This window comes from Haloarcula amylovorans (assembly GCF_004681185.1).
Lineage (GTDB): Archaea > Halobacteriota > Halobacteria > Halobacteriales > Haloarculaceae > Haloarcula > Haloarcula amylovorans.
Genome location: NZ_SRIF01000001.1, coordinates 188,719 through 205,887 on the forward strand (window position 1 = coordinate 188,719; position 17,169 = coordinate 205,887).

Here is a 17,169-nt window from a genome sequence, read left to right on the forward strand (position 1 = left end):
GTGGCGACCCCCGACCCCGACGGCACGCCAGCGGAGACCGACGAGCGGCGACTGCCGGACGACGTCGCCCTCGAACCGGCCGCTCGCGGCGACGTGTACGCCCTCCTCGCGACCCTCTTCGCCCAACCGGACGAGGAACTGTATCGCGCCCTCGACGGCGGCGCGGTGACGGCGGAGTTCGAGCGCCTCGTCGACCGTTCGGGCCTCGACGTGGACCCGCCGGACTGTACGGTCGAGGACGACCACGACACGCTGTCGGCGCGGTTCAACGACCTGTTCGTCGTCGGCTACTCGGAGGTCATCGACAAGACCGACGGGACCGTCGCCAACGAGGGGCCGCCGGTGTCGCTGTACGAATCTGACTACCGCCCGGCGGTCTCCTGGAACGACGTCAACCTCGACCTGGCGCGCGCCTACGAGTACTTTGGCTGTCAGGTCGACCAGGAGGTCCGGCGCAACCACGACCATCTCCGCCTGCAACTGGAGTTCGCGGGCTACCTCTGTCGGCGCGAGGCGGCCGTCGACGCCGACGTGGCCGCCGCCCGCCTCGACTTCCACGACCGACATCTCCGCGTCATCTCCGAGGGCGTCGCCGACGCGATAGACGCCGAACCCGGAACCGGGCTGTTCGGCCGGCTCGCCGACTTCCTCGACCGATTCACGGCGGCGGACGTCGCGGACCTGGCCGCTCGGCGCGAAGGGGGTGACGGCGCGTGAGTAATGAGACACAGCGAGCGAACCCGAACGGCGATTCGGCGTTCTCGCCGGCGCGAGTCGCTTCGGCGCTCGCCCGTGAACGCTATCGAATCGTCCGCGTGGCCGGCGGCGTCGCGCTGGCGGCGGTCGCGTTGCGGACCCTCCTCCACGTCCTCCACAACGTCCCGTTCGACCCGGTGACGCTCGGGTCGGCGCTTCGGGCGGGCGTCACACTCGGGACATCACTCGTTCTGTCGCTCGCGCTGCTAGTGTGTGCGCTCGCGGCCACGGCGGCATCCGCTCGTGTGGGGCTGCTGTTCGCGGGCGTCTTCGGACCGATGGCCGTCCTGAGCGACGCCGCGACGCTGCCCGCCGTCGCCGCCGTCACCATCGGTGGCGGTCTCGCGCTGCTCGGGACGCTCGGCGCTCCGGACTCCCGAAACGACTGGCTGCGATGGGTCGTCGCCGCCGGTCTTGTCGCCGCCGTCGGCATCTCGCTCGGGAGCAGCGTCGGCGTCGTCGACGGCGGCGTCCGCGCGCTCGGCACCGCGCTCACGCTGGGGAGTCTCGCCGTGCTCCCCCTCGGGACGGCGGTCGACCGTACTGGCGCGGTGGCCGGCGGCGTCGGCTTCGCCACCGTCGCGATCGTAAGCGGTGCGAAGCCCTACGTCGTCGGCAGCGCGCTGGTGACCGGCTTCGCCGTCGTCGGCGTCCCGCACGTCCTGGTCGCTCTGGCCGTCGCCGGCGCGGTCGGGGCCGCCGTCGCAGGCGTTCGACGAGACGCGCTCTCGCTTTCGATAGGTGCGTGTCTGCTCTTACTGGCGGGCGTCCCGGCCACGCTCCCGCGAGCGATGGCGGTACTGGTCGGCGCGACGCTGGTGGTGCTCGGCCGCGAGGCCTTCGAGGGAGCGCACTCGACCGGGGCGACGACGGAGGGGTCGGCATGAGGGACGAGGAAGAGGCGACCGACGGCCCCACCGACCCGCGCGTCCACCCCGAGGAGAGCCCGGGCTTCGGCGTCGACCCCGACGGCCTCGAAGACATCGAGGTGGACCGGGACGTCACCATCGGCGAGGCGACGCCCCGAGAGCTACAGGCGACCGACATCAGGCCGGTCGCGGACGACTCGGTCGCGGAGAAAATCACGGCCCTCGCGGAGGGAGACGTCGTCGAGCGTCGCCGCGTCGCGCTCGCGCTCGGCGAGGAGTCGGCCAGCGAGGGACTGCTGGACGCGCTCATCTCTGTCGGGCTGACCGACGACGACGCCGACGTGCGGCAGTTCGCCGTCGAATCGCTCGGGAACCTCGGCGGCGACCGGGCCGGTGCCGCCGCCGTCGAGACGCTCGCCGACGAGAACCCGTGGGTGCGGTCGGAGGCGCTCGTCGCGCTGGACCGCATCGACAGGGAGGCCTTCGAATCTCACATCGAGGCGGCGCTAGCGGACGACCACCACGCCGTGCGCCGGAACGCCGCCGTCTCGCTGTTCAAGCTCCGCGGCGAGGAGACGCTCGATATCTTACTCGAACAGTCCCACGACGAGAGCGAACGGGTTCGGGAGTGGGCCGCCCACCTGCTGGCCGGTATCGACGACGACCGGGCCGAGGCCCGACTCACCGAACTGGCGAGCGACGACGCCGAACCGGCGGTCGTCCAGAGCACGGCCGCTCGGTCGCTCGAAGCGGACCCCGGCAAGTTCCGGCGGCAGTTCACCGGCGGCACCGAACAGGACAGCGCACAGCTCCCCGGCGAGAGCCGACTGAATCGTCGCCCGGACCTCTGATCATGTCACAGGACACATCCACGAACGAACGCGAAGACGGACCGAACCCTGACGAATCGACCGCCGACGAACCGACTACCGACCGGCCCGACGCCGAGGAACCGAATGCGGACGACGACCTCTCGGACGCCGTCGAAGCGGCGCTCAGACAGGTCCGCGACCCGGAGGCCGACGTCACCGTCTTCGAAGCGGGGCTAATCGAGGACGTCCGCGTCGCCGACGGCGACGTGACCGTCGAGGCGGACTTGAGTGATTTCCCACCACAGGAGGCGGAGGCGGTCACGGCGACGATGGTCCGCGCCCTCTCGGACGTCGAGGGCGTCCGGCGCGCCCACGTCGAACACGTCGACGCCACGCCGGAGGTCGAGGGTCGAGAGGCGGGCATTACCACTGCTGACCGCGTCGTCGCGGTGGCGAGCGCGAAAGGCGGCGTCGGGAAGACGACCGTCGCCACGATGCTGGCCTGCGCGCTGGCGGCCGACGGAGACGACGTCGGCCTCTTCGACGCGGACATCCACGGCCCAAACGTGCCGGAGTTGCTGTCGGTCAGCGGGCCGGTCCACTCCGACGAGGACGGCAACCCGATTCCGGTCGACGCCGACGGACTCGACGTGATGAGCGTCGGTCTCATGTCCTCCAGCGCGCCGCTGGCGTGGCGCGGAGCGATGGCCCACGACGCGCTCTCGGAACTGTTCGAGGAGACGGCGTGGGACGACCCGGACACGGTCGTTCTCGACCTGCCACCGGGGACGGGCGACATCGCGCTGACGACGCTGCAGGAGGTGCCCGTCGACGGCGTCGTCTTCGTGACTACGCCGTTTCACGCCGCCGTTTCGGACACCCACCGCTCCATTCAGCTGTTTCGCGAGAACGACGTGCCGGTGCTCGGCGTCGTCTCGAACATGGGCGAGTTCGTCTGTGACAGCTGCGGGGAGGCTCACGACCTTTTCGACGGCCGAGACCCCATCGATGCCCTCGATGTCCCCCTGCTGGTCGACATCCCGTTCGACGGCGAGATGCAGGGGACGCCGCGGCCCACCGCCGACGGCGTCCCGGCCCACGCTCGGGAACTCGGTGACGCGGTACGAGAGCGACTCGACGACATCTGGAACGTGGACCTCCCCGACTCCGCCGTCGACCTCAGAGGCGTCGCGCCAGCGGACCGTCACGACCTGGTTCGGGAGAGGTTCGAGGCGCTCGACTCGGGCGCGGAGTTCTACGTCGTGAGCGACCGCAATCCGGCGGCCGTCCGCGAGTACCTGCTCGACATCGCCGGCGACGGGGTCGAATCGCTGGAGCGCTTCGAGGTGAAACAGCAGAACCCAGAGACGTGGCTCGTGCGCACGGTCCGGCCGTGAACGAGTCGGCTTTAGGGACCCGACTCCTCGAACCGTGTATGTCCCTGTGGGCCGGCGACCGAGCGAACTGTTGGAGACGGAGCGCGGCGGGCCGATGACGCTCGCCGACGTCCGAGGCGTCGTCCTCGCTGGCGGGCAGAGCAGGCGGTTCGGGAGCGAGAACAAGGCGCTGGCCGTACTCAGCGGGACGACGCTGCTCGAACGCGTGGTGACTGTCCTCGAAGCCGCCACCGGTGCGCCGCCGCTCGTTGCCGTCCACGACGAGACACAGCGGGCGCAGTTCGACGCGATACTCAACGCCCACGACGTGACGTACGTCTACGATACTCCGGAGTTCGAGGGACCGGTCGCGGGGCTCGCAGCCGCGGCGACGGCCGCCGCCGAGGAGTGGCTGTTCGCCTGCGGCTGTGACATGCCGTTCGTCTCAGCCGACGTCGTTCGGTGGCTCGGCGACGAACGGACCGAGTGCGACGACGCGGTCTATCTCGAAACCGACGACGGACCCGAGCCGCTCCACGCTTTCTACCGGACGGATGCGGTGGCGTCCGAACTTCCCGACCTTCCTAAAGCCGCCGGGCTCCGGGCACTCCTGTCGGCGCTGCCGAACTGTCGCCCGGTAGCCGCCGCGGACGCCCCGGTGGCCCTCGACGCCGCGCGGTCGGTACTGAACGTGAACACGAAGGCCACACTCCGCTCGCTCAGAGACGAACTCGGCGACGAGGAGTGAGGACGAGCTCGCTGACAGTCGCTAACGTGACCTCGGTGGCTGAGAGTATCAGGTTTAATCAGACTAGTTTATACATGTCCACTAATACAACATTCACACAAACGATTATGTTCCTTTGCCCAAAATATGATTGTGATTGACACGCTATGGCGAACGAAGTGGGACAAACGGACGAAACGGACATCGTAGAACTGTCGGTGTCAGACGGGCTAACGGTCGACCTCTGGACCCGACGCCCGGTCTGTGGGCCGCGGACGACGGTCATCGACCGACTGAGTAGCCTTCGAACCGCAGGAACGCTCGACGATTTCGCGGTGACGACGTGGCCCGAGGAGATTGTCGTCTCCGGACGGACCAATCACAGCCGATTGCTCGACACCGTCGACGGCTTCGAGGAGTGGGCGGCGGAGAACGGCCTGACGCTTCGCCCGCCCTTCGAGACGCGGACGGCGTCGCTCTTAGTCGGCGGGAGCAAGGAAGTGCTGACGACGCCGATGATGCTGGCCGCCGCCTACGAGGACGGCGAACTCGTCGGCGTCTACCCCTGTACCGACGGCGAGCGAACGTGGACCATCGGGGAGTTCTTAGACGCGCTCGAAGACGACGAGACGACGCTCTCCGATGCCGACGAGGGAGAGGCGGTCGCGGTGTCCGAACAGGGGACGCCGTAATCCAGACTGCCGCCCCGATGTGGGTCCCTCTGGACCACTCAACGGGGGGAACTCCGCGGCTCCGCAACTGGTATCTTTGGGTAGTACCACCCAACGATATGGTCGAGCAGGTCACGCTCTATCGCGCCCCGACGACCGAAGCGGACGCCGACACAATCGCGGCGTGGTTGGCGGAGCGAATCGACGCCGAGGTACGGGTCCGCGACCGATTTCTCTCCCGGTACGCCGACGGCGATCTCCCCGAAGAACTGGCCGACGTACGCGTCCTTGATCCATACGAGCGCGAGACGGGCAACACCATGCTGGGGATCGTCCGCTACGAGGAGCGGGCGCTCGAACACCCCGAACGGGCGGGCGGCGTCATCTACGACGGGCAGGCGCTCCAGCGTCTCCTCCACCACCGGACCCCCGCCGACGAACGGTCGCTCTCGCACCTCCACGTTCCGCTACTGGACCGCGTCGTCGGGACGTGGGGCGGCCACGACGGCCGGTGGCACAAGCGCGTGAACGTCCTCGGGCAACCGGCGCTGGTGTCGGTGCCGGGACTGTACGAAGCCCCGGCCAAACCCGAGCGCTACTACAAGGAACAGCAGAAACACGCGATGCTCTCCGGTGACGCCCCGCCCCGCGAGGTCCTCGAAGAACAGGTCGACGGGGAGTTCCTCGTCGCCGACGACCCGCGGACGACCGAGGCGCTGAAGGGGTACATCTTGCAGGCGTATCACTACCTCTCGACGGGCGAGGCGTTCTGCGACGAGAAGGGTTGTCGTCTCCACAACGCCCACCGCCAACCCGCCGTCGTCGTCGCGCAGTTACATGGCACCGAATTCTGTCCGCGCCACGCCGAGCGATACCGACCGTCGGCGTGACCGATGCGCTCGTTGAGCAATCATGGTTGCCGTTTACGTACGGAGCGGTTCACGCATCACCCGAGATGGTTCCCGAACGAAGCGACGTGACGACGGTGGCGCTGGCCTGTCAGGGCGGCGGGTCACACAGCGCGTTCTGTGCCGGCGCGCTCCAGACCCTGCTCGTCGACCTCCCCGAGGAGTACGAGATCGTCGGTTTCAGCGGCACCTCCGGCGGCGCGCTCTGTGCGACGACGGCGTGGTATGGCCTGCTCGAAGAGGGGCCCGAAGAGGCTGCCGACCGGCTCGACGCGCTCTGGTCCGACGTGACGGCGCGAACCCCGTTCGACCGGGCCGTCAACGAGACTGCCAGATGGACGATTGCGCTCGACAACAGCGGTGTCCCGCTACCGGACGTGAGCCCGTACCTCTCGCCGGCGTCCGAAATCGCCCAGCGCGACCTTCGCAAGTCGATGGAGTCGGTCGTCGACTTCGACCGTGTTCCGGAACTGGCGGGCGATCCGAGTCCGCGATTACTCGTCAGCGCCGTCGACGTGACCGGCGGCGACGCTCGCATCTTCGCCGACGGGGACGTGACCGCTGACGCGCTGTTGGCCTCCGCCGCGGTCCCGATGCTGTTCGAGGCGGTCGAAATCGACGGGAGCCCGTCCTGGGACGGCATGTTCGCCCAGAACCCACCAGTGACGAACTTCCTCTCCGGCGTCGAGGACGCCGACCGCAAGCCGGACGAAATCTGGGTCCTCCGGGTCGCGCCCGAACGTCGCGAGGAAGTTCCCACTTCGCTACGGGCCATCGCGGACCGACAGAACGAGCTCTCGGGCAACCTCGCACTGGAGACGGAACTGGCGTTCGTCGACCGAATCAACGAGTGGATCGCCGAGGGCCGGCTCGACGGTGAGCGCTACAAACGCGTCGCGGTCGAACAACTCAGACTCGACGCCGATCTCTCGCTGTCGTCGCGGTTCGACCGATCGCCGTCGTTCATCGACGATCTCTTCGAGCGGGGCCGGACGACGGCGAGTGCTTTTCTCGACGCGAAAGCGAGCGAGTGACGGTCGGGGGCTTTCTGGTTGTCTTCAGTGGAGTCCGGGTAACCAACCCCGATGAGAGTCGGCGACCGACGCGTTGAAGCGACTGGTGGGCGCAGTGGCGGGTACTCCGGCGACTCGCCGCCTACTCCCCACCTATGTCTGACTCGTTGTCTCGAACCCGCCGTGACGTCTGGCTCGCGCTCGGCACCGCCCTCCTCCTCGGTGTTGCGCTCGGGGCGTACTACGTCCTCGCCCGCCCGGTCAAAGTCGGGCTGAACTACCGCGTCTACGACGTGGCCGCGCGGACGGCGCTAGCCGGCGGCGACTTCTACGCCGTGGCCTCCCCTGAGAACTTCTACTACCTCTACCCGCCGGTGACAGTACTCGCGTTCGTCCCGCTGGTGTGGCTGGGACCATGGCTGGTCGGATACGCTGTCGTGACGCTGGTTTCGCTCGTCGTCACCGCCGCGCTGACGCATCTGCTCGTCGGGTACATCGAGTCGCTGGGCCACGCCGTCCCGACCACAGACCGCCTCTTGCTCGGGACGTACCTCCTCGTCTCCGTCCACTCGGTACCGTCGCTGGCCTACGGGCAGGTGAACCACCTGCTGGTCGCCGCCTTCGCCGCGGGACTGATCTGGCTCGAACGCGACCGGGAATGGCTCGCGGGCGCGGCGCTGGCCCTCCCCGCCTTCGTCAAGGTGTTCCCGGCGGCCATCGGTCTCTGGCTCCTCCGCGAGCGCGCGTGGCGAGCGATCGCGGCCGCCGTCGCCACCGCGAGTGCGCTCACCGTCGCGGGACTGGCCGCGTTCGGTCTCGACACCTACCGAACCTACGTCGTGGACGCGTTGCTCGCTCGGCGGGACACCGACGCCTTCGTCGGTGGACTGGACCCGGGCGTCAGTTACGTCACGCTTCGACGGCCGCTGTCGGTCGCCTTTCCCACTGTCGACCCGACGTGGTACGCCGTCGGCGCAGCGCTCCTGCTCGCGCCTGTCGTCGCCCTCTGCTACTGGCGGACGCGCGGCGTCACTGACCGCCTCGTGGCGCTCTACGCGACTGTCACGGCGATACTACTGTTCTTCCCGTCACTGTTGCTGTACTACGTCTACCTGACGTTCCCGCTCGTCGTCCTGCTGTACCACCTCCCGCGTGGGCGGGGTCGACGGCTGTTCGTCGGCGGGACCGTCCTCGCCAACGTCTCGCTATCCTTCCGAACGGTCCCGCAGGTGCTCGGGCTCGCGCCGATTTCTTCGGCGACGGCCGACGCCGTCACGGCGGCGCTCCGTCCGGTCTTCGCCGTCGGGACGCCCGTGCTCTACGGCTGCCTCCTGACGCTGTTGGGCTGTGTGGTCTACCGCATCGAGAGCGGCGGGCTAGAGATACCGGATATCGTCCGCAGAACCGACGCGGCCGACCGCTGATTACTCCACGCGCCCGGAGACCAGTCCCAGGAAGCCGCCGCCGAACGTCTCGTAGCGTCGATCGACGGTGCGCTCGGCGAGACGGTCGCGGGCGGCCGCGACCCGGCGCTCGAACGCGTTGGCGTGTGACTGCCGCGAGAGCCGAGCACCGGGCGCGGAGAGTCTAACGAACCCCTCGAAGACGATGTCGAGGGGCGCAGCCAGGGGGTTCTCACTCCGCTGGAAGTTCAGCAGGGCGACCCGACCGCCGGGTCGGACGCTGTCACACCACGCGTCGACGGCTGCTGCGGGGTCCGCGAAGATACCCGCGACGAACGTCGCCAGCACGGCGTCGGCCCCGTGAACCGGCGGTCGCGTCGCGTCACCGAGCAGGTAGTGGATTCCGTCGCCCGCTCTGTCGGACTGTCCGCGTGCACGCTCGACCATCTCCCGTGTCAGGTCGAGGCCGACGACGCGGCCCTCGGGGCCGACCCGCCGACGGAGGACGGGGACGTTCGCGCCGGTGCCACACCCCATCTCGACGACGGTGTCGCCCGGCGAGAGGGCGAGCAAGTCGGCGGCGCGTTCACGCCACGACCGAGCGAAGGGCAGGCTCGCCAGTCGGTCGTAGAGGTCGGCCCACCGACCGTAGAACTCGCGCGCGTCGCTCACAGCAGGTCCCGCGCCCGCTCGGCGACGGCCACGGCGTCCTCACCCAGCAGATAGACGACGGGTTCGACGCCCACGCCGCCGGTCTGGTAGATGACGTCGGCGTCGGGTGCGTCGGCAAGCGCTTCGTCGATTGCCGCCTCGACATCTGTCTCCGCGTCGAACTCGACGGCGGTGTAGCCCGCGGCTTCGAGCGCCTCGACGAGTTCGGGCTCGTAGCCGACGTTCAGTGCCGCGAGCGCGTCGCTTCCGGCGGCCCGCGCGGCCAGCAACACGCTGGCGACGTGTTCGCTGACGCCGTACTCCGGGTCCGCGGGGATGGTCGTCCGCCCCTTCACGTCTAGCAGTCGGCCCGGCACCGCTGCCACGTCTTCGATGTTTTGACCATCGGGCAACGCTTGTACGAGGTTCGACCCGACGGCAGGGATGAGCGTGGCGAAGCCGCTGGTGTTTTCGAGAACGCGCAGGCCCTGTCGGACCGACGACAGGGTTCGCTCGGCGGCCCGCAGCGTCGAATCGGGGTCGTGGACGGCGAACTCGCCGCCGTACTCGCCGAGTTCCGGCACCGCCTCCTCGTGAAGCGCGGCGAGCAGGCCGCCGTGTTCGAGTTCGCGGACGAACACCTCGGCCTCGACGAGCGCCTGCACGGGACTCATCTCGCCGTCGGCCAGTCCCTCGGCCAGTCGCTCGACGAGTTCGTTCATGCCCCGATGATCGAGCAGTCGGTCGTTGCGCTCGACGTCGCCATGGACGTACTTCGAGACGGCGCTCTGGCTGATGCCCAGCAGGTTCGCCACCTCCGACTGAGTCAGCTCTCGCTCGCGGAGGGACTCGGCCAGCATCGAGCGAAACGTCGGTAGGAACTCCTCGACGACGATCTCCTCGATGAAGCGCATTCTATTGGTCGCCTCCGAACTCTCTGTCCCCCTGTATCTTCGACGCTTGCGGTCCCCGTTGGCCCTGATACTTCGACCCGCGTTCGGCCCCGTAGGGGCGCTCGGCCGGGTTTTTCAGTTCGGTAAAGGTGAGCTGAGAGATGCGCATCCCGGGGGTGAGTGCGACTGGAGCGGTGCCGAGATTGGAGAGTTCGAGGGTGATCTGTCCCTCGTAGCCGGGATCGCATAGGCCCGCCGTCGCGTGGACGACGATTGCGAGACGGCCGAGCGACGACCGGCCCTCGACGTGGGCGATGAGGTCGTCTGGAATCTCGACGCGCTCGTGGGTCGTTCCGAGCACGAAGTCGCCGGGATGGAGGATGTACTCCCCGTCGTCGTCGATTTCGGTCTCCTCGACGTAGTCGGCGACCTCCCCCTCGGCGTTGGGGTGGATACAGGGGATGTTGGCGTGCTGGAACTCCAAGAACTCCCGGCCCAGTCGGAGGTCGACGCTGGCCGGCTGAATCTGGATGTCGGGGTCGTCGAGCGGTTCGACCACGAGGTCGCCCTCGCGGAGACGACGCTCGATGTCGGCGTCCGAGAGTATCATTACCCGAGGTAGCGGCGTGTGGTGCCTAAAGCGTCCCGCCTTGTATCGAGCGGCGGACGGCGGCGCTCGCGGACTCCTCGCCTACGACAGCAACACCGGAACCAGCGCGACCAGCACGGCGACGGCGACGGCCGCTCGCCGACTGACCTCGTGGACGACCCGGAGGCCGGCGGCCCAGACGTACGCCTGCCACGTCGCCCCGAGCAACTGAATCACGAGGAGCGTGAGCCCGGAGACGCCCGACTGCAGCGATCGGATCGCCGGAAGGAGCGCCTCGGGCGAACTCGCCGAGAGGTCGGTGCGACTGGCGAAGAAGAGCAGCGCCGCGCCGCCGACCACCGACGTGACGACCGTCGGCAGGAGGCCCCACGCCGTCACTTCGAGCGTCTGCCCGAACCGGCCAGAGCCGCTGCCGAGTAGCGCGCCGACGTGGAGGGCGACGGCGAGGCCGAACCAGACGAGAAGCAGGCCGACGGCGATCCAGGGAACGATGCCGGCCATCTCGTCCCAGAGGAGCGAGCTGATCTCGACCGACTTCTGCTTCGGCTGGTCACACCCGCTCATCGTCACCGTCATATTTAGCCCTTCGAGGCCGCCGTTCTCGCAGATCATGTCGCCCGGATACGAGGGGTTGTCGACGGTCGTCGTCCCGGTGAACAGCGTGGTGAACTGCCTGAGGATACTGCCGAGTATCACCGTCGCAACGACGCTGAATAGGAATGCGAGCCCGGCACCGCGGACGCCGCTCAATTGGTCGACACGCGACTCGAAGAACGCGCCCGGACGGGCCAGGAAAGTTCGAACTGTGGAGGGCATCCCCGACGAATGCTCACCCATACGGTAAGTGCCCTGTGGTACGTGCAACTGGGTGGGTACTCCGACGGGGGTTTAAGTCGGGGTCGTCATATGTGGGTATGAAGCAGGCCATCGTCGCGCGGGCCGACATCGGGATGAGCGAGGGGAAACTCGCCGCTCAGGTCGCCCACGCGTCGCTGTCGGCGTACGAGGACGCCGAACGGAAGGCCCGCACCGCCTGGAAGGGCGAGGGTCAGAAGAAGGTCGTCCTCAAGGCGACCGGCGAGTCCGACCTGTTCGAACTCGCTGACGCCGCAGAGCGCGAGGGCCTGCCGCATGCCATCATCAGGGATGCTGGCCACACGCAGTTGGAGCCGGGAACGGTCACTGCGCTTGCGGTCGGTCCCGCCGACGATGACCTGGTGGACCGCGTCACCGGCGACTGTTCGCTGTACTGAGGGCAGCGAACTCGACGATACGGTTATATACCAAAAGGCCTAACCTCAGGTGAATAACAGAGAGTAACACACAATGCAAGGAAATGATCAGCAGGCGTACGACCGCGGGATCACCATCTTCTCGCCGGACGGTCGCCTGTACCAGGTGGAGTACGCTCGTGAGGCAGTCAAGCGCGGTACCGCAAGCGTCGGCGTCCGCACCGCGGACGGCGTCGTCCTGGCGGCCGACCGCCACGCTCGTTCGCCGCTCATCGAGCGCGACAGCATCGAGAAGATTCACGAAATCGACGATCACGTCGGCGTTGCAAGCGCCGGCCACGTCGCCGACGCCCGCCAGCTCATCGACGTGGCCCGTCGGCAGGCACAGGTCAACCGCCTGCGCTACGACGAACCGGCAAGCGTCGAATCGCTGACCAAGGAAGTCACCGACTATATCCAGCAGTACACCCAGACTGGCGGCGCGCGGCCGTTCGGGGTCGCCCTGCTGGTCGGCGGCATCAAGGACGGGCAACCCCGCCTGTTCGAGACGGACCCCTCGGGGACCCCCTACGAGTGGCAGGCCGTCGCCATCGGCGGGTCCCGAGAGGACATCCAGGGCTTCCTCGAAGACGAATACACCGAGGAGATGGACTTAGAGGGCGGCGTCGAACTCGCGCTTCGCTCCCTCGAATCGGTCAACGAGGACGGTCTGGACGCCTCGGGTGTGGACATCGCCACTATCGATGTCGAGAGCAAGCAGTTCAGCAAGCTCGACGAGGACGACGTCGCCGCGCGCCTCGACGAGTTCGAACTCGGAGGTGAGAACTGATGCACGACCCCGAGAACCGACTGACCGACGCCTACGAACCCGAGGTCGGCACCCTCCCGAACGACGACGAGGGCCGCGACGAGGAGACTGTCACCAAGACCGGGACGACCACCGTCGGTATCAGCACCGACGACGGCGTCATCATCGCCACGGACCGCCGCGCCTCGCTGGGCGGCCGGTTCGTCTCGAACAAGAACGTCCAGAAGGTCGAGCAGATTCACCCGACGGCCGCGCTCACGCTGGTCGGCAGCGTCGGCGGCGCGCAGTCGTTCATCCGCTCGCTGCGCTCGGAGGCGAACCTCTACGAGGTCCGTCGCGACGAGCCGCTCTCGATTCACGCGCTGGCGACGCTCGCGGGCAACTTCGCTCGCGGCGGCCCGTTCTTCGCCATCAACCCCATCCTTGGCGGGGTCGATGCGGAGGGAAGCCACGTCTACAGCATCGACCCGGCCGGCGGCGTCCTCAAGGACAAGTACACCGTCACCGGCTCCGGAACGATGGTCGCGACGGGGACCATCGAGGGCGAGTACGACCCCGAGATGGACCTCGAAGACGCTCGGAACCTCGCTATCCGCGCCGTCGAGGCAGCGGCCGAGCGTGACACCGGCTCCGGCAACGGCGTCGTCATCGCCGAGGTCACCGCCGACGGCGTCGATATCGACCGCTTCGACGACTACGACTCGGCGGCCTAATTCCGTCCGCGAATCGCTCGCTTTTCGTCACGTTTCGCTACCGTTCGCCGCTGTGCAACGCTATTCGACGCCGTTCGAGTAACGACTCACCGCGGAACGTCGACCCAGCCGCAGATCCAGGCGTCGTCGGCGTCCGGAAGGTAGGCGACGGTGCGGCCGCCGAACTCCCGTATCTCCACCTCGTCCGGTCGTCCCTGCTGGCTCGGTTCGTGCCGTTCCCTGTTCTCGGATTCGGAATCGTGTTCGCTCACTGGTGCTCTCGGCCTGAGAGACGGTACAAGGCCTTCTGGTTATGCGTTCGCTAACCGTAGACGGCCGCAGTCTCCGACCGTCGCTATAGCCCGATGTAGCTCACTATAGCTCCCGAGATTCCCGAACCCTGGGGTATAGGTACTATCCGCGTCTGGCTTCGACCGATGGCTACGGATCACGGTAGCGACGGGGACGGCGACGTCGATCTGCTCTCGGCGTTCCGGCAGTTCTTCGCCCTAGAGCGGGACGTGCTGGTGCTCTCGCTGTCGATGCTGGCGTTCTCGCTGGCGTTCCAGATGACCAGCCGCTACGTCCCGGAGTACATGCGAATTCTCGGCGCGAGCGCGAGCGTCATCGGCCTCTACGGGAGCGTCGGCAACCTCATCAGTGCGGTGTACCCCTACCCCGGCGGGGCCGTCTCCGACCGTATCGGGTCCCGCTTCGCGCTGACGGCCTTCGCCGTGTTGGCGACGGTCGGCTTCGGGGTCTGGTATCTCGCCTCGGTCGTCGGGGACATCGCGGTAGGGCCGGTCACGATGCCCGCGTGGGGTCTCGTCTTCGTCGGTCTCTTCCTCGCACAGGCGTGGAAGTCGTTCGGCCTCGGTGCGACCTTCGCCATCGTCAAACAGAGCGTCCCGGACGAACGGTTGGCGATGGGCTTCGCCAGCACCGAAGTGTTCCGCCGACTGGGCTTTCTCATCGGACCGCTGGCCGCCGCGGGGCTGCTCGCGGCGACGGCGACGTTCGTTGGCGGCTTCCAGTTGGTCCTGCTCGCCGCGGTCGGCTGTGGAGCGGTCGCCACGGTGGCCCAGCACGTCCTCTACGACGCCAGCGAGGACTCGTTAGGGAAGTCCTTCGAGGGCGTTCGGCAGGTTATCGACGACCTAAGAGCGATGCCCGAAACGTTGCGCCCCCTGCTCGTCGCCGACACGCTGGTCCGCTTCGCCAACGGGATGGTATACGTCTTCTTCGTCATCGTCGTCACGGAGTTCCTCTCGGTCGGCTTCTCGGGCTTCGGCGTCACGCTCCGACCGGACGCTTTCTTCGGCATCCTGCTCGGCGTCGAGATGGTGGTCGCCATCGTCTCGATGCTCCCCGTCTCGAAGCTCACGGAGGCGTTCGGTCTCAAACCCGCCGTCGCGCTCGGGTTCTCAGTGTACGCGCTGTTCCCCCTCGCGCTCATCTACGCGCCGGCCGACCAGTGGGTCCTGCTCGCCCTCTTCGCGTACTCCGGGCTCAGATTCGCGGGCCTGCCCGCCCACAAGGCGCTCATCGTCGGCCCGGCCGAGCGCGACGCCGGCGGCCGCGTCACCGGCACCTACTACCTGATTCGCAACACCATCGTTATCCCCAGCGCCGCGCTCGGCGGCTGGCTCTACGGCAGCGAGTGGGCCGTCTCGCTCCCTGAACGCGTCGGGCCGCTCTCCTTACCCGACCTGACGATACAGGCCGGCCCGGAACTGGCCTTCGGCGTGGCGACCGCCATCGGCATCGTCGGCGTTCTGTACTTCCTCATTTTCGGCGAGGAGTTCGAAGCGTACGCGTGATCCCTTCTTCCTGACCGTCATTCCACTCGCTCGTAGCCCGGCAACTCTTCGACACCATCCAGCGCCGCGACCAGCGATTCGACGCCGTTCTTCTCGCGGCGGTCGGGTAGAGCCACCACGGAGAGTCGCTGTGTGCCGAGCGGAAGGAAAGAGAGACCGAGCGACGCGGCGCTGGGTCGTAGGGCGGGCGCGGCGTCCGCGTCGCCTGCGGCTACACGGCGCGCCGGGCCGTCGAGCCCGTGAGCGGTGACGCCGTAGCCCTCGACGGCGTCCCGCAGGTTCGCTCGCCCGCGCTCGTCGTCCAGCGCCGCCAGTGCGTCGTCGAAGGCGTTCCTGAGGCCGGTCCCGGCGGCCGCGTTGACGACGCTCACTCCCTCGTCCACCAGCGCGTCCAGTCTGGCGAGGTCGGCGCTCGGACCGAGCGCGAGACCCCATTCCCGGTCCCACGCGGAGAGGGTTTCGCCGTCGGGATTTTCGCCGGTAACGACGGCCACGTCGGGGATGCCGTCGGCGAGCCACTGCTCGCCTGCTTGGGTCCCACGAGCGAGATAGCGGACGCGCTCGACGGCCGAGAGCGCCGACGAGACGACGGGGTCGCGGTCGCCGACGCAGAGCAGGGCGGGCGGGCGCGCCTCGTCGTCGAACAGTTCGACGGTCACTCGCTCGCCGGCGGGGACGTAGTTCGTGGTGGCGGCGACGGTGACGACGCCGTCGGCGTAGGCCAGGCTCGTCGTCGCGCCACTGCCCTTGTCGACGGGATAGGCGAGCGTCTGTCCGTCGCCGTCCTCGACGAGTCCCACCGGGACCAGTCGGTAGCGTCCGCCCTCGTGACGGACGCGGGTCGCCAGTTCGGCCTCGGTCTCCATCGCGGGCGCGGGGATGCCCGTCGCCGCGCGAATGGCCGGCGCGACGAGCACGCGGAATACCGACAGCGCCGAGACGGGGTAGCCCGGCAGGCCGACGTACGGCGTTCCGGCGACGCGGCCGACGACGGTCGGCTTGCCGGGCTGGATGTCGACGCCGTGCAGGAGCAACTCCGTGTCCTCGCGCTCCTCGACCAGCGTGGCCAGCACGTCCGTGCTCCCGGCACTGGTCGAGCCAGACGTGAGCACTAAATCGGCTGTCTCGGCGGCCCGCGAGAGCGCGTCGGCCAGCGCCTCGCGGTCGTCGCCGACGCTGTCGAAGCGGACCGGGTCGCCACCGGCGGCGACGACGGCGGCCATGATCGCGGGCGTGTTCACGTCGTGTATCTGCCCGGCGTCGTGGTCGAGCGGCTCGTCAGCGGGGACGAGTTCGTCGCCCGTGGAGACGACAGCCACCTCGGGACGACCCCGGACGGGAACCGCGTTCTCGCCGAGCGCCGACAGCAGGCCGATAGTTCTGGGCGTCAGCCGCGTGCCCGCGCTCAGCGCGAAGTCGCCGACGGCCACGTCGGCCCCGGCCGGAAGGACGTTCTCGCCGGATGTGACGGTGTCCCGAACGGCGACCCGGTCGCCGTCGCGGGTCGTCCGCTCGACGACGACGACGGCGTCCGCGCCCTCGGGGAGGACGGCCCCGGTCGCGATCTCCATGGCGTCGCCCTCGCCGACGGCGTTCTCGGGTGGTTCGCCCGCGTGGAGTTCGCCCGCGACGGTAAAATCGATCGGCGACGCCTCCCCGGCCCCGACGGTGTCGCTTGCTCGAACCGCATAGCCGTCCATCGCAGCCCGGTCGAATCCCGGCACGTCGATGCTGGCCGATACCGCTGCCGCCAGCGTTCGGCCCTGTGCGTCGTCGAGCGGAACCGTCGTCTTCTCACTTGCGAGTCCCAACTCGGCGATGGTCGTCCGGGCCGTCTCTAAGTCGGCGAGCTCTCGCCGCTTCCCGCGTTCGGTCATGGTCGCCCTTCGCCGCGGCGGACAAAAAACCCGGAGCCGAGGGCTGATATT

General features: G+C 68.3%; 19 protein-coding genes. 13 read left to right on the plus strand and 6 right to left on the minus strand.

Annotated features, from left to right (window positions below):
• From E4S61_RS00975 to E4S61_RS01015, 9 genes are all read left to right on the plus strand, one after another.
• On the plus strand, window positions 1–717 hold the full coding sequence (locus E4S61_RS00975; RefSeq protein WP_245180526.1) for a molecular chaperone TorD family protein: 717 nt from the start codon (window positions 1–3) through the stop codon (window positions 715–717).
• Window positions 714–1,643 carry a phosphate ABC transporter permease gene (locus E4S61_RS00980; protein ID WP_135302038.1) on the plus strand — a complete coding sequence of 310 codons (930 nt, stop codon included), beginning with the start codon at window positions 714–716 and terminating at the stop codon, window positions 1,641–1,643. Before E4S61_RS00975 ends, E4S61_RS00980 begins: the two co-directional genes overlap by 4 nt.
• Window positions 1,640–2,476 (plus strand): HEAT repeat domain-containing protein, encoded by an 837-nt coding sequence (locus E4S61_RS00985; RefSeq protein ID WP_135302039.1) that lies wholly within the window; start codon window positions 1,640–1,642, stop codon window positions 2,474–2,476. The genes E4S61_RS00980 and E4S61_RS00985 overlap by 4 nt, the downstream gene beginning before the upstream one ends.
• Window positions 2,477–2,478: 2 nt before the next feature.
• Window positions 2,479–3,834 carry a P-loop NTPase gene (locus tag E4S61_RS00990; RefSeq protein WP_135302040.1) on the plus strand — a complete coding sequence of 452 codons (1,356 nt, stop codon included), beginning with the start codon at window positions 2,479–2,481 and terminating at the stop codon, window positions 3,832–3,834.
• Between the two features lie 46 nt (window positions 3,835–3,880).
• Window positions 3,881–4,561 (plus strand): molybdenum cofactor guanylyltransferase, encoded by a 681-nt coding sequence (gene mobA, locus E4S61_RS00995; RefSeq protein WP_135302041.1) that lies wholly within the window; start codon window positions 3,881–3,883, stop codon window positions 4,559–4,561.
• 146 nt (window positions 4,562–4,707) lie between these two features.
• Window positions 4,708–5,232: an HTH domain-containing protein gene (locus E4S61_RS01000; protein ID WP_135302042.1), complete on the plus strand. Its 525-nt coding sequence runs from the start codon at window positions 4,708–4,710 to the stop codon at window positions 5,230–5,232.
• 98 nt (window positions 5,233–5,330) lie between these two features.
• Window positions 5,331–6,101 carry a DUF7001 family protein gene (locus E4S61_RS01005; RefSeq protein WP_135302043.1) on the plus strand — a complete coding sequence of 257 codons (771 nt, stop codon included), beginning with the start codon at window positions 5,331–5,333 and terminating at the stop codon, window positions 6,099–6,101.
• A 65-nt stretch (window positions 6,102–6,166) separates the two neighbouring features.
• Window positions 6,167–7,153, plus strand: coding sequence for a patatin-like phospholipase family protein (locus tag E4S61_RS01010; RefSeq protein ID WP_135302044.1), 987 nt, complete (start codon window positions 6,167–6,169; stop codon window positions 7,151–7,153).
• Window positions 7,154–7,287: 134 nt separating this feature from the next.
• On the plus strand, window positions 7,288–8,556 hold the full coding sequence (locus tag E4S61_RS01015) for a glycosyltransferase family 87 protein (protein ID WP_135302045.1): 1,269 nt from the start codon (window positions 7,288–7,290) through the stop codon (window positions 8,554–8,556).
• Here E4S61_RS01015 and E4S61_RS01020 read toward each other — a convergent pair whose 3' ends face one another.
• From E4S61_RS01020 to E4S61_RS01035, 4 genes are all read right to left on the minus strand, one after another.
• Window positions 8,557–9,207: a class I SAM-dependent methyltransferase gene (locus E4S61_RS01020; protein WP_135302046.1), complete on the minus strand. Its 651-nt coding sequence runs from the start codon at window positions 9,205–9,207 to the stop codon at window positions 8,557–8,559.
• Complete coding sequence (locus E4S61_RS01025; RefSeq protein WP_135302047.1) at window positions 9,204–10,100, minus strand: thiamine-phosphate synthase family protein; 897 nt, start codon at window positions 10,098–10,100, stop codon at window positions 9,204–9,206. Before E4S61_RS01025 ends, E4S61_RS01020 begins: the two co-directional genes overlap by 4 nt.
• 1 nt (window position 10,101) lies before the next feature.
• Window positions 10,102–10,689: a dCTP deaminase gene (gene dcd / locus E4S61_RS01030; RefSeq protein ID WP_135302048.1), complete on the minus strand. Its 588-nt coding sequence runs from the start codon at window positions 10,687–10,689 to the stop codon at window positions 10,102–10,104.
• 81 nt (window positions 10,690–10,770) lie between these two features.
• On the minus strand, window positions 10,771–11,526 hold the full coding sequence (locus tag E4S61_RS01035; protein ID WP_135302049.1) for a Yip1 family protein: 756 nt from the start codon (window positions 11,524–11,526) through the stop codon (window positions 10,771–10,773).
• A 77-nt stretch (window positions 11,527–11,603) separates the two neighbouring features.
• On the opposite strand from E4S61_RS01035, the gene pth2 reads away from it, so the two are divergent.
• From pth2 to psmB, 3 genes are all read left to right on the plus strand, one after another.
• Complete coding sequence (gene pth2, locus E4S61_RS01040; RefSeq protein WP_135302050.1) at window positions 11,604–11,942, plus strand: peptidyl-tRNA hydrolase Pth2; 339 nt, start codon at window positions 11,604–11,606, stop codon at window positions 11,940–11,942.
• Window positions 11,943–12,015: 73 nt separating this feature from the next.
• Window positions 12,016–12,750, plus strand: a complete 735-nt coding sequence (psmA, locus tag E4S61_RS01045) for an archaeal proteasome endopeptidase complex subunit alpha (RefSeq protein ID WP_135302051.1) — start codon at window positions 12,016–12,018, stop codon at window positions 12,748–12,750.
• On the plus strand, window positions 12,750–13,442 hold the full coding sequence (psmB, locus tag E4S61_RS01050; protein WP_135302052.1) for an archaeal proteasome endopeptidase complex subunit beta: 693 nt from the start codon (window positions 12,750–12,752) through the stop codon (window positions 13,440–13,442). The genes psmA and psmB overlap by 1 nt, the downstream gene beginning before the upstream one ends.
• Window positions 13,443–13,528: 86 nt before the next feature.
• Here the strand turns inward: psmB and E4S61_RS25125 are convergent, their stop codons facing one another.
• On the minus strand, window positions 13,529–13,693 hold the full coding sequence (locus E4S61_RS25125; protein ID WP_167768377.1) for a hypothetical protein: 165 nt from the start codon (window positions 13,691–13,693) through the stop codon (window positions 13,529–13,531).
• A 165-nt stretch (window positions 13,694–13,858) separates the two neighbouring features.
• Here E4S61_RS25125 and E4S61_RS01055 point away from each other — a divergent pair, with 165 nt between their 5' ends.
• Window positions 13,859–15,241, plus strand: a complete 1,383-nt coding sequence (locus E4S61_RS01055; protein ID WP_135302053.1) for an MFS transporter — start codon at window positions 13,859–13,861, stop codon at window positions 15,239–15,241.
• 17 nt (window positions 15,242–15,258) lie between these two features.
• Here E4S61_RS01055 and E4S61_RS01060 read toward each other — a convergent pair whose 3' ends face one another.
• On the minus strand, window positions 15,259–17,118 hold the full coding sequence (locus E4S61_RS01060) for a molybdopterin biosynthesis protein (protein WP_135302054.1): 1,860 nt from the start codon (window positions 17,116–17,118) through the stop codon (window positions 15,259–15,261).
• Window positions 17,119–17,169 lie beyond the last annotated feature (51 nt).